Consider the following 22944-nt stretch of genomic DNA (forward strand, 5'->3'; position numbering starts at 1 on the left):
ATGCGAATTCGCCCGGAAGCCCGGGCAGCCAATTGCGCCGTCGGCCGTTGATCGGGGAAGGCTTGAGGTCAGGACGGACGGATGAGAGAAACAGCCGTGGCAGACGAGCGGGCAAGACTGGTTTCGGCCATGGACCTGGCCGCCGCCGGCGATCCTGCGGGTTTGCGCCGGGTCTACGACATGACGTGCGCGAAGCTTTTCGGCATTTGCCTGCGCATCTGCGGAGACCGGGAGGCGGCGGAAGACGTGCTTCAGGACGTCTACGTCAAGGTCTGGCGCCGCGCCTCGGCCTTCGATCCGGCGAAAGCCAGCCCGATCACCTGGCTCGCCGCCATTGCGCGCAATGCCGCGATCGACTGGCGCCGCTCCGACCGGCGCTTCGACACGGCGCCCGAGGGTGTCGTGGAAGCCATTGCCGATGAAAGCCCGCTGGCGGATGCGGTGATCGAGGGAGACGACGAGCACCGGCGCTTGCGGCTCTGCCTGGAAGGGCTGCAACCGCAGCAGGCGCAGGCGATCCGCCGCGCGTTCCTGGAAGGGCTGACGTATCAGGAACTGGCGGAATGCACGGATACGCCGCTGGGGACGATCAAGAGCTGGATCAGACGGGGAATGCAGAAATTGAAGGATTGCCTGGGCGATGGTTGAGATGCCCGAAGATCAGGATCGCGACGGCCTGGCGGCCGAACTTGCGCTCGGCCTGCTTGACGGCGCTGATCGCGCCGCCGCCTTGCGCCTCTGCCTGAGCGACCCGGCCTTCGCGCGGCGGGTGGAACAGTGGCAGCTCCGGCTTTCGCCCATGCTGACCGCAGTTCCCGCCGCCGAGCCTTCATCCAGGGTGTGGAACGCCATTGCGGCGCGGATCGGCGCGCCGGTCGCCGCGGCTCCGCGCGGGCTGCGTGCCTGGCGGGCCGCCGCGCTGGGCGCGGGCGCCCTCGCCGCCAGCCTGGCGCTGTTCGTGGCGATGCGACCGGCGCCCACCGTTCCCGACGGCAGCATGGCGGTGTCGCAGATGTCCGGCGCGGAAGGCGGCGCGATCATGGCCGTCGCGTTCGATCCCCGCCGCGGGGTCCTGCGCTTCGACGCCGGTTCTCCCACCGGCACCGGCAAGAGTCCGGAACTATGGGTTATCCCGAAGGACGGCGTACCGCGCTCGCTGGGGCTCATTCAGGCCGGAAGCGCCGAAATGCCGGTCGCCGATCCCATGCGGCCCTTCCTGAAATCCGGGGCTACGCTGGCCATCACCATGGAGGATCCGGCCACCGCACCGCATCAGGCGCCCAGCGCCGCGCCGGTCATGACCGGAAAAATCTCGGAAATCTGATCGCCTCTGCATCCGGGCCGTGCGCCGTACCGTATCTGGAGCGCATCCCAGGAAACGGAATGCGAAACGGAAGAGAGGATGTCAGACATGCACGCCCTACCCCGCACGCTTGCAACCGCATTCACCGCCGCCCTGTTGCTTTCCGGCGCCGCTTCGGTCGGCGCCAAGGCACCCGCCGACAAGGCGATGGCCGGCAAGTCGATGGCCGGCAAGTCGATGGCCAGCAATCCGATGGTCGGCGGCGCTGCCATGTATTCGACCAAGGACATCGTCGACAATGCGATGAATTCCAAGGATCACACCACGCTCGTCTCCGCCGTCAAGGCAGCCGGGCTGGTGGACACTCTCAAGGGACCGGGGCCCTTCACCGTCTTCGCACCCACCAATGCCGCCTTCGCCAAGCTGCCCGCGGGAACCGTGGACATGCTGATGAAGCCCGAGAACAAGGCGATGCTCACCAAGGTCCTGACCTATCACGTCGTGGCCGGACGGATGACCGCCGCCGACATCGCCGCCAATGCGATGGCGCACGGCGGCAAGGCCATGCTGACCACGGTTGAGGGCGAGAAGCTCACCGCCTGGAAGGACAAGGCCGGCGCCTGGTGGCTCACCGATGCCAAGGGCGGCAAGTCCAGGATCACCATCGCCAATGTCATGCAGTCCAACGGCGTGATCCATGTCGTCGACACCGTCCTGATGCCCTGACACCGGTTTTCCCGCATGGGGCCGACTGACAAGAGTCGCTGCCTCATGACCCTCTCCCGGTCCCATGGCCGGGAGAACCACACCGCCGCAGTCCTTCGGGTCGCACGATCGACATAGCGGCGCAGTTTCAGGCCCGTGACCGAGGTTATTCCCCATAACTTCCGGTCGCGGGCCTGAGCTGTAAGCGGGCCCTGCAAAAGAGACCGGTGGCCGCGACGGCAACAAGGGCCACCTCCAATATTTAAGTGATGTTGCAACATATCATTGACGCGCGGAAGCCGCACTGACAGAAGCCCCTCCGTCAGGAGCGTTTGCGCGCTTCCGCCGCAACGTCACTACCGGGGGTCATCATGTTTCGTTTCGCCAAGGACGGCCGCCTGCTGGCCGGAACCCTGCCGCTCGCCTTCGCGATGGCGCCCTTCCCCGTCTCTGCGGAAGCGGCCGAGGAGGAGCAGCGCCGGGAAGAAGAGGTTTCGGGCGAAGAGCGCAGCGGCGCCATTACCGTCACCGGCGTGCGCCAGGCCTATCGCGGCGATTTCGCCTTGTCCGAAATCCCGCAGTCGATTGCCGAAATCGATGCCGAGACCCTGCAACGCAACACCATCCAGCGGCTCAGCGACGCGCTGGACCTCAACGCATCGGTCGCCCGCCAGAACACGCTCGGCGGGCTGTGGGACGCTTTCGCCATTCGCGGCTTCACCGGCGACGAGAACATGCCCAGCGGTTATCTCGTCAACGGCTTCAACGGCGGGCGCGGCTTCGGCGGCCCGCGCGACGTGGCCGGGATCGAACGCGTGGAAGTGCTCAAGGGCCCGGCGGCTGCCCTCATCGGGCGCGGAGAGCCGGGCGGCACCATCAACCTGGTGACCAAGCAGGCCGAACTGGGCCGCTCTTACGGCACTGCCTCGGTGCAATACGGCAGCTTCGACCGGCTGCGCGGCGAGGCGGACGTCAATCTGGCGCTGACCGGCGGCCTCACCGCGCGGCTGATCGGCTATGCCGAGGACGGCGACACCTTCCGCGACCATGTCCACCAGAAACGCTGGGGCTTCCTGCCGTCCATCGGCCTCTCGCTGGGCGAGCGCACCCGCCTGACCTATGATTTCGAGAAGAGCCGGGTGGAAGTGCCCTTCGATCGCGGTATCGTGGTTCTGGACGGCAATTTCCACACCGTTCCACGCTCCCGTTTTCTGGGCGAGCCTGGAGACGGAGACACGATCGCACGCGCCACCGGTCATCAACTGCGCCTTCAGCACGAGCTTGGCGGCGGCTGGAGCCTGCTTGTCGGCGGCAGCATCCGCAAGACCCTGCTGACCGGCTTTTCCTCCGATGCGGAAACGGTGGCTTCGCGCCAGGCGGTCTACAGCGATGGTCGCTCGCTGTCGCGCCAACGACGCTCGCGTTACTACGATGCGGACCATTCCGTCGTCCGCGCCGAACTCGCCGGCCTGTTCGATACGGGCAGCCTGCGCCACCGCGTCCTCATCGGGGCCGACTACGACTCCTTCACGTACGACCAGGTGTTCCGCCGCTTTCGCCCGCCGCTCCTGGCGTCGAACCCCGGCGCAGCGGCAGGCTATGTGATCGACATTCTCGATCCCGTCTACGGACAGTATCCCCTGCCCGCCACCGCCGTCATCACTGACAGGGTCGACCGGCAACGCGCTGGTGGCGCTTATGTCCAGGACCAGATCGAACTGACCGATCGCCTGCAGGTTCGTCTGGGCGGGCGCTACGACAGCGTGACGCTGGAAACCGACAACCGCCTGACCGCCACCCGGAGCAAACGGACCAAGGGTCGGTTCAGCCCCCAGGCCGGACTTGTCTACAAGCTGAGCGCGCCGGTCACGTTCTATGCCGCTTACGGCCAGGGTTTCCGCGCCAATGTCGGGACCGACGCGGCCGGGCTGATCTTCGATCCCGAGACCAGCGAGTCCCTGGAAGCGGGCGTGAAGCTCTCGCTGCTGGGCGGCAAGCTGAATGGAACCCTGGCCGTGTTCCAGCTCGAAAAGTCCAACGTGCTCGCCAGCGACGCCAACAACCCCGGCTTCTCGGTCGCGATCGGCAAGGCCCGCAGCCGCGGCGTGGAACTGGACCTTGCCGGACGGCTCCCCGGCGGTTTCGACCTTCTGCTGAGCTATGCCTATATCGATGCGGAGGCCCGTTCGAGCGTTCTCGACCCCGCCTATTCCTTCCAGGTCAATCCCGGCGATCCGCTGGCGAACATCCCGGACCACAACGTCAACATGCAGATCGCGCGCACATTCGCCATCGGTTCGCGCGAAGCGACACTGGGCGGCGGCGTGCAGCATGTCAGCCGGCGGCGCGGCGAAACCGGCACCGATTTCACGCTGCCCGCGCATACGCTGGCCCGCGTGTTCGGCGAACTGGAATTGACGGAAACAGTCGCGCTGTTCGGCAGCGTGACCAATCTCTTCGACGCGGACTGGTACGCCAACAGCTATACCCCGCTCTGGGTGCAGCCGGGCGCCCCTCGCACCGCCACCGTCGGCCTGCGCGCCCGCTTCTGAAATCCTCCGGGAGACCCTCCTCATGCTGAAGACTTCCCTCGCCTTCGCAGCGCTCTCCATGCTTGCCTCGCCCGCATTCGCGCAGCCTTCCGCGCAGGCGAGCCACGCGCCGCCCCATGTCCTGCCCCCGGCACTCGCCTGGTCGGGCGCCAGCGAGAAACTGGTCGCCCGCGAAGACGACCCCTGGATCACCCCGGCCGAAGTGTCCGACTTCGCAGCCACGCCGCGCTACGCGGAAGTGCGCGCCTGGCTCGAACGCCTTGCCCAGGCGTCGCCGCTCATTGCACTGGAGACATTCGGCAAGACCGGCGAAGGGCGCGACATGCTGCTGGTCCGCGCGAGCAAGGGCCCTGCAGCCGATGGCAAGTCCAAACCCGTCGTCCTGGTCCAGGCCGGGATCCACGCGGGCGAGATCGACGGCAAGGACGCCGGCCTGATGCTGCTGCGCGATATCGCCCTGCGCGGCAAGGACCGCCTGCTGGACGAGGTGGACCTGATCTTCGTTCCGATCCTCAACATCGACGGCCACGAGCGCATGAGCGCCTGGAACTTCCTCCATGTGCGCGGGCCGGACGAAAAGGGCACCGAGGGCAATGCGCGCGGCATCAATCTCAACCGCGACTATGCCAAGGCCGATGCGCCTGAAACCCGCGCGATGATCGCCCTGCTGCGGCGGCTCGATCCGATCCTTTACATCGACTGCCACGTCAGCGGCGGCTTCGACATGCAGTACGACATCACGTTCACTTATGCCGGGTGGGGCCGCTATGCGCGCCACCGCGCGACCGCGGACTGGCTGGAGCAGCGCTTCGGCCCCGGCGTCACCGCAGCGCTTGCCAAGGCGGGCCACACCCCCACGATCTACCCCAGCCCGATCGACACGCGCCGCCCGGAGAGCGGCATCCGCCAGAGCCCGGAAGGGCCGCGCTACTCGACGGGTTATGGAGACTTCATCGGCGTGCCCACGGTGCTGGTCGAGAACCACATGCTCAAGCCCTATCGCCAGCGGGTGCTCGGCACTTACGTCCTGCTGGAAAGGGCGATGATGCTGGCGGCGCAGGATGCCCCCGCCATTGCCGCGGCGAAAGCGGCGGACCGTGCCGCCCGCCCGGAAACCCTGCTGACCCGCTGGCAACCGGCGAAGGAGCCGGTGGGCTGGGTCGAGGGGTTCAAGGGCATCGCCTTCGAAAGCTATGCCTCGCCCGCTTCGGGACGAATGGAGCAGCGCTGGACCGCCCGGCCGAAGAGCCTGCGCATGCCGATCGTCGGCCAGGAACCGGTGGAAACCGTAACCCTGCCCAAGGCCTGGCTGGTGCCGGCCGCGCAAGCCGAAGTGATCGACCGCCTACGCCTTCACGGGATCCGCATGGAAATTCTCGAACAGGCCCGCGCGCTGGAACTGGACCGGGTGCGCCTGAAAGATCCCGCCCTCCAGGCCCCGCACGACGGCCGGGTGCCGCTGCAGGCGAGGTTCGAGCATGCCCGGGCAACAGAGACCGTGCCCGCCGGCACCATCCGCGTACCGTCCGACCAGCCGCTCGGGCTTCTGGCCGCGGCCCTGCTGGAGCCGGAGAGCCAGGACTCGTTCCTGGCCTGGGGCTTCTTCCCCGAGGTGCTTTCCCCGCCGGCGGGAAGCGAGGACTTCGTGCTGGCGCCGATCGCCGATGCGCTGCTGGCCCGCGATGCGCAAATCCGCACCGCTTTCGAAGCGCGGGTGGCAAGCGATGCTCACTTCGCGCAGGACCCCGAAGCGCGGCTGGAATGGCTGATGGAGCGAACGTCGGCGCCCAACCGGGAAACCGGGGTCTATCCGATCCGCCGGGAGACCTGATGCAGCGCCGGGGCCGACGGGTTTGGAGCGCGGACGCGCCCGCCCTTCGGCCCTGCTCACTGATAGCGCAGGGTTTTCTCGAAGCCTTCGTTGGCCTTGGTCATCTTCGCCAGCTTCCTCAGGTGACCGCGCACGTTCCGTTCGAACCGCGTGTCGTCGTAGATGCCCGTCACCTTGTACTCGTCCTGAGCGATCAGTTCCTTGATTCGCTGGGCGAAGGCGGCCTGCTCGTTCGTGCAGTCGGCAGACTTCAACGCGCGGCAGACCCATTCCTCGGCCGCCGCCTTGTCGTAATCGTCCTGCGCTTCATACCCGCGCCGATCCGCCGCGGCCTGATCCAGCCGGGAAGCCTCGAACCGGCGCTCCAGCCATTTGCGGACCTGTTCCCCATCCCATGCCTTCGACGGATCGCTCATCTCTATCTCCAATTCCCGCCGCCCTAGCCAGGTTCGGGGCGAAAGGACAGAACCCAAGGTCGGTCCTGACGGGATCGCAGCCGGTCGGGCACGGAACCATCGGCGGCCCCGCTCGCTATTTTCTCAGAAGGAGACTGTTGAATGCTAGGCAAGATCATCGGAGGAATCGCGGGCAAACGGATCGCCCGCAATGTGGTGGGTGTCGATGAAACCGGCGGCGCGATTGCCGGGGTCGTGGCCGCAACCGTGCTGCGCCGCTTCGGCCTCGCCGGGATCGCCGCCGCGGCCGTGGGCGCCTATGCGGATCGGAAACTCAGCGAAAAGCGGCGGGACAGCAATCTGCCCTGACATCCTCGCGCCCGCGTTTTCATCGGTGGCGCGCCGGCAGTCCCAGCGCGCCGAACGATGAGAAAAGGGCAAGTCCCGAAACTCCAATTGCACGGCCCATCCGGCCTTGCGCCGGTTGCGGCCATGGCCTCGGCTTCCGATATGGTCGGTCCGGCCGAGCGCGGTTTCTTCCGGCGCCGGCCCCGCCTAAAGGAGTGCAGCAATGGCCTATCCCGATACCCAGCTTTTCATCGACGGGGCGTGGCGCGATGCCGCCGGTGGCCGGACGCTGGCGGTGCAGAACCCCGCAACCGGACAGGAAATTGGCCGCGTTGCCCATGCCGACCGCGCCGACCTGGACCTCGCGCTCGCCTCGGCTGAGCGCGGGTTCGAAGTCTGGCGCGATTTCACGCCTGCCAGGCGCAGCACGATCATGCGCAAGGCCGCCGCGCTCCTGCGCGAGCGTGCCTCCGACATTGCCGGGGTGATGACGCTGGAGCAGGGCAAGCCGCTGGCGGAAGCCAAGGGCGAGACCATGGCAGCGGCCGACATCATCGAATGGTTCGCCGAAGAAGGCTTCCGCGTCTACGGCCGCCTCGTGCCGCACCGCAGCGACCTGTCGGTCCGCCAGATGGTGATCAAGGACCCGGTCGGCCCCGTCGCCGCGTTCACGCCCTGGAATTTCCCGATCAACCAGGTCGTCAGGAAAATCGGCGCGGGCCTTGCCGCCGGATGCTCGATGATCGTCAAGGCGCCGGAGGAAACTCCCGCGAGCCCGGCCGCGCTCATTCGCGCGTTCCAGGATGCCGGTCTTCCCGAAGGCGTGCTCAACCTGGTCTATGGCGACCCTGCCGAGATCTCGGAATACCTGATCGCCAGCCCGGTGATCCGCAAGATCACCTTCACCGGATCCACGCCCGTCGGCAAGCTGCTCGCCAGCCTTGCCGGCAAGCACATGAAACGGGTGTCGATGGAACTCGGCGGCCATGCGCCCGTGATCGTCTGCGAGGATGCGGACGTCGACCTCGCCGTGCGCAGCGCCGGGCGCGCCAAGTTCCGTAATGCCGGGCAGGTCTGCATCTCGCCGACACGCTTCCTGGTCCACAACAGCGTGAAGGAGCAGTTCGCGCAGGCCATGGCCGAGCTGGCCAAGGGCATCTCCGTAGGTGACGGCCTGGACGCGGAAACCCAGATGGGCCCGCTCGCCAACGACCGCCGCCTGACGGCCATGGCCGAGTTCCAGCAGGACGCCGTGGCACGCGGCGCGCGCCTGCTTGCCGGCGGCGAGCGGATCGGCGAAGTCGGCAACTTCTGGCAGCCCACTGTGCTGGCCGATGTCCCGCTCGATGCCCGCCTGTTCAACGACGAGCCCTTTGGTCCGGTCGCCGGGATTCACGGCTTCGACAAGCTGGAAGAAGCGATCGCCGAAGCGAACCGCCTCTCCTTCGGGCTGGCCGGCTATGCCTTCACGCGGTCGCTCGCCAATGCCGACCTGCTGACGCGGCGGGTCGAAGTCGGGATGCTCTGGGTGAACACGCCCGCGGCGTCCTCGGCGGAACTGCCCTTCGGCGGCATCAAGGATTCAGGCTACGGCACCGAAGGCGGCCCCGAAGCACTGGACAACTACCTCAACACGCGCGCCGTCGTGGTGGCGAACGTCTAAGCACCGGCTTCGCGCCCGGCATGACCGACAGAAAATCGCGAGAGCGCCCGCCGGCGCTTTCGCGATTGTCGCGTCAGGCCCATTTCGCCGTCACCGGGCAAGCGCAGCCACTACCGCGCGGGAGCACCGTCAGCCGACAGCGCGGCAAGTTCGCGCCGATAGGTTTCGAGCATTCCCCTATAGCGAATGCACTCTCGTGCGCCGAAATACACAGCGTATAATAAGATATTGAACGCCGCTTAATTCTGCGATAGCTATCGGGACAAGCAGCAGATCGAGGAATGCCGCATGTCCCGTTTTCCCGTTCGGACGGGCCGCAAAGCGCTTTGCGGTCTTGCGGCCTCCGCAAGGTCGCTGGCCGTCTCTGCCTCGGCCGGCCAGGCGCAACGAGCGGGCGAGGGCCTGGAAGGCTTTCCCGAGCACCGTCAATTGACCTTCGCGAGAGGACAGCGATGAACAGCCCCCAAGATTCCGCGATCCCGCAACATGCGCTCGCCTCTCCCGAAGCCGAGGCGGGCGAATGGCCGCTGCGATCCTGGGGCCTTGCCCTGCTGGGGGCAGTGGTGGGCCTGGCGATCTACTGGATCGTCCGCCCGGACAAGCATCACGGCGATTTCGACCTGATGCAGACCCGCATGGCCTTGGCCACGTTCCTGGGCATCGGGTCGTTGATCTTCGGTTTCCTCGTGGAGCGCACGCGTATCCACTGGAGCGCCGCCTGTGCCGCGATCGGCGGAGCGGTGGTCGCGCTGACGATCTATTGGAACGGCCCTTTCGGCAGTCAACATGGCGAAGAGCCCTGGCGGATCGTCTGCGCCGTGCTGGCCGTGGTGATCGCGGCGCCCCTCTTCCAGGCCTGGCGGGACGCGCGCCTGATGCCGGGCTCGTCAGCGGATGGGCAGCGGGGACGCCCCCGGTCGATCACCATTCCCTATCCGGAAGCGCATGGCCACGCCTGGACCAATGTGGTGCTGTGGTGCGCGGCATGGGTCTTCGTCGGCGTGGTCTGGGCGATGGTGCTGCTGCTGTCCGAACTGTTCCGCCTGATCGGCATCAGCCTGCTCAAGGACCTGCTGGCAAAGGATTGGGCAGCGCTCCTGCTCACGGGCGCCGCGCTCGGCGCCGGGATCGGCCTCCTGCGCGAGCGTGACGGCATCCTGCGCCTGCTGCAGCGCGTGGTGACGACGATCCTGTCCGTGCTGGCGCCGGTGCTCGCGCTTGGCCTGGTCGTTTTCCTGGCGGCGATCCCCTTCACCGGCCTCGCGCCGCTGTGGGACGCGACCCGTTCGACCAGCCCGATCCTGCTCGGCTGCGTGATCGGCGCACTCTCCCTGGCCAATGCCGTGATCGGGGACGAGGCACCACACGAGGCGCGCAGTCCCCTGCTGCGCGGCAGCGTGGCCGCGCTCGGCATTGCCATGCTGCCGCTCGGCGCGATTGCCGCGATCTCCACCGGCCTGCGCATCCAGCAATATGGCCTGACGCCGGACCGGCTCTGGGCCGTGGTCTTCACGGCCATCGCCTGCGCTTATGGCCTGGCCTATCTCGTCGTCCTCGTGCGCTGGCGCATCCGCGCGGCACCCCACTTGCGCACGGCCAACTTGCGCCTGGCGGCCGGGCTCTGCCTTGTGGCGCTGGTACTCTCCACGCCGCTGATCAATTTCGGCGCCCTGTCCACGCGCGACCAACTCGCCCGGCTGCAGAGCGGACGGACACCGCTGGCCAGGTTCGACTGGCGCGCCATGCGCTTCGACTTCGGCCGCGCCGGTGAAGCTGCCACCCGCCGCCTCGCCGAAACCGGCCGCACGCCGGAAATCCGCGCCGCCGCGAAGAAGGCGCGGGATGCCAAGAACCGCTGGTCGCTCGACCCGGTCTCGATCGAACCTCGGCAGACGCCCATCGACCCCGCGCGCCTGCTGGTGCTGCCACGCGGCACGGTGCTGCCCAAGGCGCTTGACGACCAGCTCCAGGGCTACAATGCCTGCGGATTCTCCGGCGCCTGTACCGTTCTCTTCGAGAAGGACAGCGACGAGGCCGTGATCGTCACCAACGACCGGAGCTTCCTCTGGAAGGGCGAGAACGGCACATGGAACCCCGCACCGGGGCGGCCCAACATCACCGGCCAGGAGGCCGTCGAGCGCCTCGAAACCGCGCTCAGGGCCGGACGCGTCGAGATCCGCAAAGTCACGCGCCGCCAGGTCTTCGTGGATGGCCAGCCGGTCGGCAGCGAGTTCGAGTGACGCCCTGAACCCGGATCAGCTGCCGGTCTTGCGCAGCCCCCGCCAGGCCTCGCGCACTTTTGCGATGCCGAAGCGCACGACCTGGGCGGGTTCTATGTGCGGCATCGTCGGCAGCTCGTCGGGATCGACGATGGCGTGGAGGATGGCCGGCCCCGGCGCCGCCAGGAACTGCGCCATCGTGGCGTCGAGCCGCGCCGGGTCGCTGACGGTGAAGCCCTGCGCGCCGCAGGCCCGCGCGAACAGGGCGAAATCGACGTTGGGGAAAGTGGTTCCTTTCGCGGCCGGGAGCGCGGCCGCCTCCATTTCGAGATGGACGAGGCCCCACTGGGCATTGTCGTAGACCACGATCTTCACCGGCAAGTCGTGCTCTACGCTGGTCATGAACTCCCCGAGCAGCATGGTCATGCCGCCGTCGCCGACATGGGCGATCACCTGCCGCCCGCGATCGAGCAATTGCGCCCCGTTGGCGAGGCCCAGCCCGGTGCCGACCGCTGCATTGTTGAACGAGCCGGTGCCGCGCTGCCGCCCGCTCTGGCGCCACCAGTTCGCGGCCCATAGCGTAACCTCCCCGGTATCGGTGACGATGATCGCATCGTCCGCGGCGTGGTCGCTCACGGCGCGTGCCACCGCCGGGGGATGCAACTTGCCCGGCGTCCGGGCCGTGTCAGCACGCTTGTCGAGCATGGCGTTCCAGTCCGCCCGCGCGGCCTGCGCCTTGGCCAGGAACGCCGTGTCCGTTCGCGCGGGAAGCTGCTCCAGCAGCATCGTCAGCGCGGGGCGAACCGATCCGACGATGCCGAGCGCCACCGGAGCCCGGCGCCCCAGCGCAAGCGCGCGTTCGTCGATCTGGATCACATGGCCGTGGCCGGGCAGGAACTCGGAATAAGGATAGTCCGTGCCCAGCATGATCAGCAGGTCGGCCGCGTTGATGGCGTCCACACCGGCGCGGGAGCCGATCAGCCCCACGCCGCCGATCCAGTGCGGGTGATCGAACGGCAGGATGTCCTTGCCGCGGAAGGTGTGCATGAGCGGCGCCTTCAGCCGTTCCGAGAGCTGCTCCAGCTCGGCCGCAGCGCCGTGACAGCCGTTGCCGCAGAACACCGCGACGGTCTTCGCCTCGCCGATCAGGCGCGCGGCTTCGGCAATGTCGGCAGGTGCCGGCGCGATCTGGGGGAGGGGGCGCAGGGTGGCCAGGCTCTGCACCGGTCCCGGCACGGCCGCGGAGAAGACATCCGGCGGCACGTTGATATGCGCCACGCCGCGCTCGGCATAAGCCGCCGCGATCGCCTCGCGGATCACCGCCGGCGCCTGTTCCGCGGCGGATATGACCTGGCTGTAGACCGACACGTCCCGGAACAGCAGCGCCGGATCGTCTTCCTGCAGATAATCCGTGCCGCGCTTCTCCGCCGGCACGCCGCCGGTGATCGCCAGCACCGGCGCATGGTCCTTGCGCGCCTCGTACAGTCCGGCGACGAGGTGATTGCCGCCGGGACCGGTGGTGCCGCAGCACACGCCGAGCCGCCCGGTCAGCTTGGCCTGCCCGGCGGCCGAAAGCGCACCGCCTTCCTCATGCCGCACGCCGATCCATTCCACCCGGTCATCGGCATCGAGTGCGTGAGTGAACGGATTGAGGGCATCGCCGACCACCCCGAACACATGTTCCACGCCAAGCTGTGCAAGCGTATCGACCAGAAGTTCGGCAACGGTTTTCGACATGATGGCTCCTCGAATGACCAAACCTTCCCAACGCATCGCCGCCCCATGCGCTCCTCGAAAAGTGCCCACCCGGCCGGATAGGGCGCACCGGCCCGAACCGATGGGACAATGGAAATCTTCGGCATGGCTTCAATTGCATTGGTGCGGGCAAGTGGCGTAGGCTTCCGCCGCAACAAAGCGGGAGCCGCCATGATCGACCGTCGCCATTTCCTTGCCACCGCGTCCGCGGGGGCCGCACTCGCCGCCGCCGGTCCGGCATTTGCCCGCATATCCGAGCCCAAGGGTGCCGCGGCCGGTTCGGCCGATCCCGCCCTGGCCGCCTTCATGGACAAGTATTTCGAAGCCCAGGTCGATGCCTCGCCGGAAACCGCGACGCAGCTGGGGCTGGACACCGGGGCCCGCGCCGCGCTGAAGTCCCGCCTCACCGTGCCTACGCTGGAGCAGGAAGAGAAGGACCGCGCCCGCGTCCGCGCGGCACGCGCCGAACTGGGCACTCTGAACCGCGCCTCGATGACGGCGCAGGACGCCATCTATTACGACACCGTCGCGGCGAACCTCGATGCCATCATCAAGACTTACGCCATTCCCTATGGGCAGGGCGGATGGCCGCAGGTCTACCGCGTCAGCCAGGGCGGCGGCGCTTATCTCAACACCGGCGACTTCCTCGACAACCAGCACACCATCAAGACTGCGGCCGATGCCGAAGCCTATGTGTCCCGCGTCGGAGACTTCGCGGACGTCCTTGCCGCCGAAACCGACCGGATGAGCGAAGACTTCGGCCGGGGCGTGATCCCGCCCGACTTCATCCTGAAGAAGACCATCGGATTGCAGGCGGGCATGCTGGGCACGAAGCCCGGAGAATCCACGCTCGTCCAGTCGATCGTGCGGCGCACGCACGAACAGTCGATCCCCGGCGAATGGGGCGCGCGAGTGGAGAAGCTGGTTGCCGAGCGGGTCTATCCCGCCCTTCAGCGCCAGAATGACGCCCTGAAGGCCGCCCTACCCAAGGCCGGCCACGAGGCTTCGGTATCGCGCCTGCCCCAAGGCGCGCAGTATTACGCCAATAGCCTGAACTACATCACCACCACCCGCATGACTGCCGACGAAATCCATCGCATCGGCCTGGAGCAGGTGGCGGACCTGACCGCGCGTTCGGACGAGATGCTGAAGAAGCAGGGCATGTCGCAAGGCACGGTGGGCGAACGCATGGCCTCGCTGATCGCCAACCCGGCCAATGTCTATCCCAACACCGACGCCGCCAAAGTCGAACTCGTCGCCCATCTCAACGAGCAGATGGCGGCGATGCAGGCCCTGCTGCCCAAGGCTTTCGGCCGCCTGCCCAAGTCCGGCGTGCAGATCAAGCGCGTGCCGCCGGAGATCCAGGAAGGCGCCTCGCAGGGGTACTACAATTCGCCCAGTCTCGACGGCACGCGGCCGGGGATCTACTGGATCAACCTGACCGACACGGCCAACTGGCCCAAGTTCGGCCTGCCCACCCTCACTTATCACGAAGCCATTCCGGGCCATCACCTGCAGATCGCCCTGCAGCAGGAAAGCCCCGCCGCGCCCAAGCTGATGAACCTCATGTTCTTCTCCAGCTACGCCGAAGGCTGGGGCCTCTATGCCGAACAACTGGCGGACGAACTGGGCGCCTACGACAACGACGCCCTCGGCCGCGTCGGCTTCTACCAGAGCCTGCTGTTCCGCGCGGTGCGACTGGTGGTCGATACCGGCATCCATTCCAAGGGCTGGAGCCGTGAACAGGCCATCCGTTACTTCATCGACAATACCGGCCGCGCCGAAGGCGGGGCGACCTCGGAAGTGGAGCGCTATTGCTCGTGGCCGGGACAGGCCTGTGCCTACAAGGTCGGGCACAACGAATGGGTCCGCCTGCGGGAAAAGGCGCGCACGGCGCTCGGCAGCCGCTTCGACATTCGCGGCTTCCACGACACCGCCCTGGCCGGCGGCGGCATGCCGCTGACGGTCCTGGAACGCGTGGTCGATAACTGGGTATCGGCGCAGAAGGCCGCCGGCTGAACCCCGGGACCAGAGCGGGCGGCGTAAGCTGCCTTCGCTGCCTGCCCGCAAGCAAATTGGAAAAGCGGCCTGGATGCACATCCAGGCCGCTTTTTCATGGACGGGGCCGGCTGGCTGGGATCAGTCCTTCCAGGTCCGGCCCTTGAGGCGCGCCGTCGTTACCGGGCCGAGATGCTCGGCATCCTCACCCAGCGCGAAGCCGTAATCGCCGGGAGCGAGCACCCAGCTGCCCTCGCGCCAGTCGGCGAGCAGACGCGGGTCGATGGTCATGGCCACTGCCTTGCTCTGCCCCGCAGCCAGTTCCACGCGCTGGAAGCCGACCAGACGCTGCACCGGCTTGCCCGCGCGGGATACCAGGTAGAGCTGCGCCACCGTGGCGCCGGCGCGCTTGCCGGTGTTCGTGACACGGGCCGTCGCCTTCGCGCCGTCAGTCTTCAGCGCGTCAGCCGCAAACCGGGTGTAGCTGAGGCCGTAGCCGAAGGGGAACAGCGCCTTCTGGCCCTTGCCCGCGTTCCAGCGATAGCCGAGGTTCGCGCCTTCGATATTGTAGTCCGCCACCAGCCTCTGCCCGTGCACGTCGGGCGCTCCGGCAAAGTCCGGCTCGACCGTATCGAAGCCCTCGATCGTGGCGCGCGGCAACTGGTCGATGCCGGTGGGGAACGTGATCGGCAGCTTGCCCGAAGGATTGGCCTGGCCGAACAGCACCGCGGCAATCGCTTCCGCGCCCCTGGCCCCGGGGTACCAGGCTTCCAGCACCGCGGCCGTCTTGTCCAGCCAGGGCATCAGCACCGGCCCGCCGGTTTCCAGCACGACGATGGTGTTGGGATTGGCCGCGGCGACAGCGGCGATCAGGGCATCCTGGCCGTTGGGCAGCGACAGGTCGGGCTGGTCGAAGCCCTCGCTGGACCACTGCGTGGCGAACACGATGGCGATGTCCGCCGCCTTGGCCTGAGTCACGGCTTCGGAGATGTAACGGCCGCTGCGATAGTTCACCTGGGCCTGAGGCGCGGCGGCGCGGATGGCCTTGATCGGCACCGACCGATGATAGGCTTCGAACAGGAAGGGCGAGAAATCGTCCTCGCCCCCTTGCGGCACGTTCACGGCGGCGCCGCCTTCGCCCTGCACCTGGCTGGAGCCCGCGCCGGACAGAACGCCGCTGTTCGCATAACCGCCGATCACGGCGATGCGCTTGGCCGAAGCCGCCAGCGGCAGCACGCCGCGCGCATTGCGCAGCAGCACGATACCCTGCCGCGCCACCGCCTCGGCAACGTCGCCGTGCGCCTTGAAATCGATCGCACCGCCCGGCTTCACGGGATTTTCGACCAGGCCGTTGTCGTAGACGGCCCAGAGGATCCGCCGGTTCATGTCATCCAGCCGCCGGGCATAGGCCGGGTCCGCCTTCGCCGCAGCGCCCAGCTTCGCGGCGAAGAACACGTCCTTGTCCAGCTCCGAACCGGACTGCTGGTCCAGTCCGTTCAGCGCCGTGCCGAGCGAAGGCACCGCGCCCCAGTCCGACATGACGAAGCCCTTGTAGCCCCAGGCCTGCTTGAGAACCTTGTTGAGCAGCCAGTCGTTGTCGCAGGCCGAATGGCCGTTGACCTTGTTGTAAGCGCACATCACCGCGCCGGGATTGCCGATCTCGATGCCGATCTTGAACGCCAGAAGGTCGCTTTCGTGGGCATTCGCCGGAGAGATGACGCTGTCGACTTCCTTGCGCGCGGTTTCCTGCCCGTTGAGCGCGAAGTGCTTGATGGTCGCGATGATGTGGTTCGATTGCACGCCGCGAATGGCATGGCCGGCCAAAGTGCCGGCCAGGAGAGGATCCTCGCCGAAATATTCGAAATTGCGGCCGTTGCGCGGATCGCGCATCAGGTTCACGCCGCCCGCCAGCAGCACGTTGAAGCCCTTGGCGCGGGCCTCCGCGCCGATCATCCAGCCGCCCTGCTCGGTCAGTTCGGGGTTCCAGGTGGCCGCCTGCGCCAGGCCCGAAGGCAGCGCCGTGGCGCCGTCCTTGCGAAGGCCGAACACATAGGACACACCCAGGCTGGCGTCGGTTTCCAGAAGCGCCGGGACGCCGAGCCGGGGGATGCCGGTGATATAGCCCGCGCCGGGAACGGCTTCGGCCGGCGGCTCGGGCGAAGTCGGCGTCAGCTTGATGGGCATGATGCCCACCGTGAGCACGGTCTTCTCTTCCGGCGTCATCGCCTCAAGCGTCCGTTCCGCGCGCGCGGAAGCCGCCGCGCCGCGATCCTGCGCGGCAGCCGGCATGGCCGTGGACGCGGCAACCGCGCCGGCGAGAAGAAACGAATGGCGAAGGGTCATGTCGGCGATCCTGATTTCAAGCGGCGGTGGTCGGCCCGGATGGCAGGACGAACGCCGCCATGGCGTGTCTCGAAACCATCGGTGAAGGCGGACAAGCGCGCCGAAAGACCAGCCGATCGCGACATCACGAACCCCCTCCCCTGTTTTCGTCCATCTGGACGAAAAGTGATGCGGGCGAACGCCAGCCGCGTCAAGCGCCTTGTTGCGCCGCGCCGCCGGTCAAAGGATCAGCTCGGAGATTTCCTTGTCGCGGGACCGTGAACCGAGCCCGTCAGAAGCCTGACCACGGCCTCGGCATGAGCTTCCACGGCCTCGTCCGTCATGAAGTCGTAACCCATCGCGAGCTGCGCCTCCTTCTGCAGCATGAAAGGCAGCTGGATCATGCCGACCATCGCGTAGAGCAGCGAGGGCAGCGGCATGTCCGGCACCAGGCCGCGGTCCACCAGTTGCGTCAGATTTCCGGTCGTGGCGGCCTGGTTGGCGCTGACGAACTCCCGCACCATCCACTCCAGCCTTTCGCCGCCCGCAATCGTTTCGGAAACGGTGATGCGGGCATGCTCCGGATGCTCGGCACTGTAGCGGGTGTAGAGGTGGACCAGCTTGCGGAACCGCTGTTCGAAATCGAGTTCTGCCTCGGCCTCCACCGGGTCGATGACCTGACGCTGGAGCAGGGCGAACATGTCGCGCACGGCCTCGCGCCAGAGTTCGTCCTTGCTGCCGAAGTGGTAGGTGATCATCGAATGGGTCGTGCCGGCGGCCCGCGCGATGTCGCGCACATTGGCCGCGGCAAACCCGTGCGCGGCGAAAACCTGGCGCGCGCAATGCAGGATGCGCGACCGCGTGGCCTCGGCCCGCGCCTGCGACAGCCGCCGGCGCCCGCCCGAAGCTTCGCCCTGTTTCGCCGCCCGTTCCGAAGCGGTGGGCGCGTCCGATGGCTGCTTGTGAATGATGCTCTCCATGCCTTGCCCGATCAGCCGGGGCCCGTGATCGCCCGGGAGGATGCACGAGAGGCCCGACATGCGAAACCCCGCCGCGATGGGCGGCGGGGTCAATCCGGCCGTGACGATGGCAATCCCGATTGCTCGGCGGTCCCTGCGAATGCGCGGGAAGGACAGCCAGCCCCGGACGGATCCTGCCTTACATGGCCTCGCCGATAGCTTCCAGCGATCTGCGCTTCGTTTCCGGGAAGAAGGCCAGCACGACCACGAACTGCAGCGCCATCATCGCGCCGAACAGCCAGAACGGCAGGGCGCGGGCATGCGCGGCAGCGAGCGGGAAGCCGAAGGCGATCACCGCATCCATGAACCAGTGGACCGAGGAGCCGAGGCTCTGACCGCGTGCGCGCACGTCGGTAGGGAAGATCTCGCTGATATAGACCCAGATCACCGCGCCCTGAGAGAAAGCGAAGAAGGCGATGAAGCCGATCAGCAAATAGAGCAGCCAGCCCTGATGGGTGTCACTGCCGAAAATCGTCGCCACCCCTGCCAGCGCGGCTGTCAATCCCACGGAACCGATCAACAGCAGGGTCTTGCGGCCGATCCGGTCGATCACGGTGAGCGCCAGCCCGGTGAAGAGCAGGTTGCAGGCGCCGATGACGATGGCCTGCCGGTCCGCCGAAACACCCGTGAAGCCGGCGGCAGCGAAGATGTCGTTGAGGTAATAGAGGATCGCGTTGATGCCGGAGAGCTGGTTGAACGCGGCAATGGCGATCGCCAGCAGCATCGGCCGGTGGTGTCGCTTCCAGCTGAGCCGCGGGGCGTGGCTTTGCTCCTCCGCCCGGCGCCAGACGGCCATCTCGCCCGCCACATCCGCATTGCCCAGCTTGCCGAGCACGGCGGCGGCCTCCGCCTCGCGGCCCTTGGCGAAGAGCCAGCGCGGGCTGTCGGGGATGGTTCGCATCATCACCAGCAACAGCACGGCCGGAAGCGCGGTGACGCCGAACTTGACGTGCCAGTCGAGCGCGCCGAGATGAAGGCCCGATACGAAATAGTTGCTGAGATAAGCCACCAGAATGCCCAGCACGACATTGAGCTGGAACGCGCCCACCATCATACCGCGCCGCTCGGCCGGGGCGATCTCGGCAATGTAGACCGGCGCCAGTACCGACGACGCGCCCACCGCAAAGCCCGCCAGCACCCGCATGATGAGCAGCATCGGCCAGTTCACCGCCAGCAGGCAACCGATCCCGGACACCAGGTAAAGCAGCGCGATCACCGACAACGACGCGCGCGCACCGTAGCGGTCCCCCGGAATGCCTGCGAGCAGCGCGCCCGCAAGCGTGCCCCAGAGCGCGCTGGAGACGGTTACCCCGACGCCGGTGGCGTCGAGGCCGAAGGCGACGCGAATGCCTTCGGTGGTGCCCGCGATCACCGCCGTGTCGAACCCGAACAGGAGCCCGGCCAGCGCGCCGACCAGCACACCTCGGAAAAGCGTCGCATTCATCAGGATGTGTCCTTTCCAACCAAACTCACGATTTGGAGCCGAATTTTCCCGCTGAAGTCGAACGCACGTCAATACGCCCCAGCTTCAGCCCATCAGCCACCTCGGGAAAAATCCACGACACCTAAGGAGATGGCAAATGCTGCGGGGATAGCCCGGTGATCGCGGATCTGGCGCTGCCCTGGTTCTCGCTCACGATGCTCTCTCCCGGCCAAAGACCAACCGCTTCCGCCTCGTCAGGAATTGCTACGAAGAGGCAGCGCCTAAGTCCATCGTGAATGATGCAGCGATCCGCGATGCGTGCAAAATTCGATTGGCATGGACAAGTTCCTGCGGATCCGGCTTGCCCTCCGCAATCCCGGGCAAAGGCTTCCCACGCTTGAGCGTTTCAGGCGCAGCGCGGCCGAACAAGGCAGAATGCGAAGGACACAAGATCATCTGTGCAAACAAGAAACCCGTCCGATCATTGAACCGGACGGGTTAGTGGCTGCAGGCGCGGAAGGTTGAATGGCGCCTGCAAGTCCTCAGAAGCGGAAGCGCGTGCCCAATCCGAAATAGCGGCCCTCGTATCGGATATCCCGCGGGTAGGTCTGGGTCTGGTTGAAGTACCGGTAGTTGTTGAAAGGCTTGCCCAGGATGTTGCTGACGTCCGCCGTGATGGTGATGGCCGGAATGACGGTGTAGGAAAGGGAGTAATCCAACCGTGCGATCGGCTTGGTGCCTTCGCCTACGTAGAGATTTCCATTGGCATCCGGCGAATAGAAATTGGTGAATTTCGAGCGATAGTTGTAAGAAAGGCGGGTCGAGAGCTTACCCCGCTCGTAGAACAATACGGCGTTGTAGCTCCACTTCGACACGCCGGGGATGGCCACCATCTTGGTGTCTTGCCCAAGAGCGTTGGGAAGCTGGTTCTTGCCGTCCAGATAAGTTGCGTTCGCTTGAACGCCAAACCCGGAAAGCCAGCCCGGCAGGAAGTCGAAGAAGCTGTGGAACCCGGCCTCGATGCCCTTGATACGTCCGGAACCCGCGTTTTCAGGGCGCACGACCTGGATCAGACCATAGACCGGATCCTGTACATCGCGGGTATAGTCGCTGATGAAGCCGTCGAGATCGCGATAGAATACCGAGATCCCTGCCGCCGCCCGGGGTGAGAAGTAGTATTCGATCGTACCGTCGTAATTGCGCGAGGTCAGCGGCGCGAGATCGCGGTTGCCGGCGCGCCCGAAAGCGTCATAGCGCCCCGGCGTGCCCCCGGTGTTCTGCGCGCGCGTGATGTTCACCGCCGGATTGAGCTGGCCGAAAGTCGGCCGGGTCCGCGTTTCGGTATAGGCCAGTCGAACCTGAAGCTTGTCCGTGGGACGAATGCGCATGCTGACGTTGGGCAGGACGTCGACGTAGTTCTGCCGGTTCTGTTCCGGGGTCTGAACTCCGTCCACCAGTGACGTGCCCGAATAGACGCCGTCGGTGTTGACGATGCGCACGCCGACAAGGCCGCCGACATCCACTCCGCCGATGTCGAAAGCATATTTGCCCTGGGCATAGGCGGCATATGTCTTTTCGCTGGCCTCCCACGATGCCAATGGGTCGATCGGCACGTCGGTGCTGGACCAACGCGCGACGTTGTCGGCAAGCCCGGCATCGTTCGGATTGAGAGCCGAGAGTTGCTGCAACCCGGCAAGGGCGATCGCTCGCAGGCCATCGATGTTGCTGCGGATGGCCGACCGTTCAGGGGCAAGCCATTGCGTGAAGCCCTGCACGCCGCCCCGGAAGCTGTCGTCCACCAGCGACATGGCGCCCAGGCCGAGTTCGTTCATGCCGATGCCTAGGTCCATGAGGTAGGCATAGCGCGAACCTGAGCGGACCGAGGAATTGCGCGTGGTCACGCGGCTGCCGACCTGCAACTGCGGAAGAAACGGAATGTCGGTTTCGAGCGAAATGTCGCCCCGCCACTGGATGCCGTTTCCTTTGCCGACATATGTGCGGTCGAAGAACCCGCGGAACTGGTAATGGCTGGGGTCGGTCGCATCGAAGCCAGGCAGCGAGAAGGCAGCCGATCCCTTCACGTCGAACGCCGCATCCACCGTCGGGGCCGATGTCAGGGCGGAATCGAGGCTCCATTCGGTCTGCTTGAAGGTACTGTCGGTATAAGCGAAGTCGGTCGAGATCGTCGCCTTGCCGGTCGTCCAGATCGCGCCGATCGCGCCCTGGTAGGTGTTGGTGTCGCCATTGACGGTCGAACGATAGATGTCCGGGCGCCAGCCTCCGGTCTTGGTCAGACTTGCGACCTTGTTCGGTTCGTCGGGATCGAGCACGACATTGCTGAGCTGCGCGCCGGCAAAGCGGAGCGATGTCGCGAAGAAGTCGTTGGCGTCGCGGCCGCGATAGGCCTGCCACAGGCCATCGACGTAGATTTCGAGATTGGGCGCCGGCTTCCACTGAAGCGAGGCATTGATCGACGGACGCTTGCGGATGCCGCTGTTGTAGAAGACGCCGACGGCCTCGGGAAACACGAAGTCGCGGCCGACCGATTCCGGTTCGACCGTGTTGGCGACATCTGGCGCCAATACGTCGGCACTGTTCCACCGGGCAGCATTACGGAACTGTTGCTGCGTATAGGCGAAGTTGATGAGCGCACCGATCTCGCCGATACCGGTCTGCCAGCGGTCGGTGATCTGGAGATTGGCATTGGCCGGATCGTACTTCTTCGACTGGTCGTTGTAAGTACCGCGAACGGCGCCTGCGATTTCGAACCCCTTGAAGTCGAACGGGCGCCAGGTGCGGACGTTGATGAGACCGGCCAGCCCGGGCTCGACCAGATCGGCCGTGCCGGATTTGAAGACTTCAAGCGCGCGCAACGCGCCCGGAGGGAAATCCCAGAGCGCCACCCCGCGAGATTCCGCCGTGAATATGTCGCGTCCATTGAAAGTCGTGGCGACATCGGGCAGGCCGCGGACAAGAACCTGATTGGCTTCATCGCCGGACCGGCTGACCTGGACGCCCGATATCCGCGCAAGCGATTCCGCTGCGTTGTTATCCGGCAGCTTGCCGATGTCTTCCGCAACGATGGCATCGACGATCGCATCGGATTCCCGCTTGATCTGCGCGGCATTGTACAGGCTGGCCCGGAAGCCTGTGACGATGATGTCCTCAGCCGAGACAGGATCCGAAGCCGCAGTATCGGCCCTATCCTGCTGCGAAGACATCTGATCCGTTTGATTGGGCTCATCGCGTGCGATGTCCTGACCGTACGCAGGCGCCGCGAAGGCGGCACAGGCGCACGATAGATACAGTCCGACTTTAAGCATCTGGCATCTCCCCCGTTTCCCCAATTCCGCTGACCCGACGACCCACTAAAGGTCCGTATGATCGGGAATATCTGTTTATTTGAGTTTC

The 22944-nt window shown here is 66.3% G+C and carries 15 protein-coding genes; 9 read left to right on the plus strand and 6 right to left on the minus strand.

The genetic code is table 11. From position 1 onward, the window contains the following. Positions 1–81 precede the first annotated feature (81 nt). The 5 genes from EDF58_RS14575 (at position 82) to EDF58_RS14595 (ending at position 6391) form a co-directional block, all read left to right on the plus strand. Entirely contained in the window at positions 82–648 is a 567-nt protein-coding gene (locus EDF58_RS14575; RefSeq protein ID WP_132266868.1) for a sigma-70 family RNA polymerase sigma factor, read from the plus strand. Next, positions 641–1324, plus strand: coding sequence for an anti-sigma factor (locus EDF58_RS14580; protein WP_132266870.1), 684 nt, complete (start codon positions 641–643; stop codon positions 1322–1324). The genes EDF58_RS14575 and EDF58_RS14580 overlap by 8 nt, the downstream gene beginning before the upstream one ends. Positions 1325–1510: 186 nt before the next feature. Further along, positions 1511–2029: a fasciclin domain-containing protein gene (locus tag EDF58_RS14585; protein WP_243654285.1), complete on the plus strand. Its 519-nt coding sequence runs from the start codon at positions 1511–1513 to the stop codon at positions 2027–2029. A 350-nt stretch (positions 2030–2379) separates the two neighbouring features. Next, on the plus strand, positions 2380–4560 hold the full coding sequence (locus EDF58_RS14590; protein ID WP_132266873.1) for a TonB-dependent siderophore receptor: 2181 nt from the start codon (positions 2380–2382) through the stop codon (positions 4558–4560). 58 nt (positions 4561–4618) lie between these two features. Beyond that, positions 4619–6391 carry a M14 family metallopeptidase gene (locus EDF58_RS14595; RefSeq protein WP_243654286.1) on the plus strand — a complete coding sequence of 591 codons (1773 nt, stop codon included), beginning with the start codon at positions 4619–4621 and terminating at the stop codon, positions 6389–6391. Positions 6392–6447: 56 nt separating this feature from the next. Here EDF58_RS14595 and EDF58_RS14600 read toward each other — a convergent pair whose 3' ends face one another. Next, positions 6448–6807, minus strand: a complete 360-nt coding sequence (locus tag EDF58_RS14600) for a hypothetical protein (RefSeq protein ID WP_132266877.1) — start codon at positions 6805–6807, stop codon at positions 6448–6450. A 141-nt stretch (positions 6808–6948) separates the two neighbouring features. On the opposite strand from EDF58_RS14600, the gene EDF58_RS14605 reads away from it, so the two are divergent. From EDF58_RS14605 to EDF58_RS14615, 3 genes are all read left to right on the plus strand, one after another. Continuing rightward, entirely contained in the window at positions 6949–7155 is a 207-nt protein-coding gene (locus EDF58_RS14605; protein ID WP_132266878.1) for a hypothetical protein, read from the plus strand. Between the two features lie 202 nt (positions 7156–7357). Beyond that, positions 7358–8797: an NAD-dependent succinate-semialdehyde dehydrogenase gene (locus EDF58_RS14610; RefSeq protein WP_132266880.1), complete on the plus strand. Its 1440-nt coding sequence runs from the start codon at positions 7358–7360 to the stop codon at positions 8795–8797. Between the two features lie 452 nt (positions 8798–9249). Further along, positions 9250–11037 (plus strand): DUF4153 domain-containing protein, encoded by a 1788-nt coding sequence (locus tag EDF58_RS14615; RefSeq protein ID WP_132266882.1) that lies wholly within the window; start codon positions 9250–9252, stop codon positions 11035–11037. Positions 11038–11052: 15 nt separating this feature from the next. Here the strand turns inward: EDF58_RS14615 and EDF58_RS14620 are convergent, their stop codons facing one another. Next, a complete protein-coding gene (locus tag EDF58_RS14620; protein ID WP_132266884.1) occupies positions 11053–12753 on the minus strand; it encodes a thiamine pyrophosphate-binding protein in 1701 nt (566 codons plus the stop codon). Positions 12754–12942: 189 nt separating this feature from the next. Between EDF58_RS14620 and EDF58_RS14625 the strand changes: the two genes are divergently transcribed. Next, complete coding sequence (locus tag EDF58_RS14625) at positions 12943–14790, plus strand: DUF885 family protein (RefSeq protein ID WP_132266885.1); 1848 nt, start codon at positions 12943–12945, stop codon at positions 14788–14790. A 120-nt stretch (positions 14791–14910) separates the two neighbouring features. Here EDF58_RS14625 and EDF58_RS14630 read toward each other — a convergent pair whose 3' ends face one another. From EDF58_RS14630 to EDF58_RS14650, 4 genes are all read right to left on the minus strand, one after another. Continuing rightward, on the minus strand, positions 14911–17058 hold the full coding sequence (locus EDF58_RS14630) for a glycoside hydrolase family 3 C-terminal domain-containing protein (protein ID WP_243654287.1): 2148 nt from the start codon (positions 17056–17058) through the stop codon (positions 14911–14913). 281 nt (positions 17059–17339) lie between these two features. Then, complete coding sequence (locus tag EDF58_RS14635) at positions 17340–18131, minus strand: TetR/AcrR family transcriptional regulator (RefSeq protein ID WP_165921423.1); 792 nt, start codon at positions 18129–18131, stop codon at positions 17340–17342. 118 nt (positions 18132–18249) lie between these two features. Beyond that, positions 18250–19554, minus strand: coding sequence for a sugar porter family MFS transporter (locus EDF58_RS14640; protein WP_132266890.1), 1305 nt, complete (start codon positions 19552–19554; stop codon positions 18250–18252). A gap of 521 nt (positions 19555–20075) precedes the next feature. Continuing rightward, a complete protein-coding gene (locus tag EDF58_RS14650; protein ID WP_165921424.1) occupies positions 20076–22754 on the minus strand; it encodes a TonB-dependent receptor in 2679 nt (892 codons plus the stop codon). Positions 22755–22944 lie beyond the last annotated feature (190 nt).

The sequence above is a fragment of the Novosphingobium sp. PhB57 genome, assembly GCF_004342985.1.
GTDB lineage: Bacteria > Pseudomonadota > Alphaproteobacteria > Sphingomonadales > Sphingomonadaceae > Novosphingobium.

What these genes read in the sequence shown, in the direction of transcription:
- EDF58_RS14575 (WP_132266868.1), top strand. Translation starts at nt 82, where the DNA reads ATGAGAGAAACAGCCGTGGCAGACGAGCGGGCAAGACTGGTTTCGGCC.
- EDF58_RS14580 (WP_132266870.1), top strand. Translation starts at nt 641, where the DNA reads ATGGTTGAGATGCCCGAAGATCAGGATCGCGACGGCCTGGCGGCCGAA.
- EDF58_RS14585 (WP_243654285.1), top strand. Translation starts at nt 1,511, where the DNA reads ATGGCCGGCAAGTCGATGGCCGGCAAGTCGATGGCCAGCAATCCGATG.
- EDF58_RS14590 (WP_132266873.1), top strand. Translation starts at nt 2,380, where the DNA reads ATGTTTCGTTTCGCCAAGGACGGCCGCCTGCTGGCCGGAACCCTGCCG.
- EDF58_RS14595 (WP_243654286.1), top strand. Translation starts at nt 4,619, where the DNA reads ATGCTTGCCTCGCCCGCATTCGCGCAGCCTTCCGCGCAGGCGAGCCAC.
- EDF58_RS14600 (WP_132266877.1), bottom strand. Translation starts at nt 6,807, where the DNA reads ATGAGCGATCCGTCGAAGGCATGGGATGGGGAACAGGTCCGCAAATGG.
- EDF58_RS14605 (WP_132266878.1), top strand. Translation starts at nt 6,949, where the DNA reads ATGCTAGGCAAGATCATCGGAGGAATCGCGGGCAAACGGATCGCCCGC.
- EDF58_RS14610 (WP_132266880.1), top strand. Translation starts at nt 7,358, where the DNA reads ATGGCCTATCCCGATACCCAGCTTTTCATCGACGGGGCGTGGCGCGAT.
- EDF58_RS14615 (WP_132266882.1), top strand. Translation starts at nt 9,250, where the DNA reads ATGAACAGCCCCCAAGATTCCGCGATCCCGCAACATGCGCTCGCCTCT.
- EDF58_RS14620 (WP_132266884.1), bottom strand. Translation starts at nt 12,753, where the DNA reads ATGTCGAAAACCGTTGCCGAACTTCTGGTCGATACGCTTGCACAGCTT.
- EDF58_RS14625 (WP_132266885.1), top strand. Translation starts at nt 12,943, where the DNA reads ATGATCGACCGTCGCCATTTCCTTGCCACCGCGTCCGCGGGGGCCGCA.
- EDF58_RS14630 (WP_243654287.1), bottom strand. Translation starts at nt 17,058, where the DNA reads ATGCCGGCTGCCGCGCAGGATCGCGGCGCGGCGGCTTCCGCGCGCGCG.
- EDF58_RS14635 (WP_165921423.1), bottom strand. Translation starts at nt 18,131, where the DNA reads ATGTCGGGCCTCTCGTGCATCCTCCCGGGCGATCACGGGCCCCGGCTG.
- EDF58_RS14640 (WP_132266890.1), bottom strand. Translation starts at nt 19,554, where the DNA reads ATGAATGCGACGCTTTTCCGAGGTGTGCTGGTCGGCGCGCTGGCCGGG.
- EDF58_RS14650 (WP_165921424.1), bottom strand. Translation starts at nt 22,754, where the DNA reads ATGTCTTCGCAGCAGGATAGGGCCGATACTGCGGCTTCGGATCCTGTC.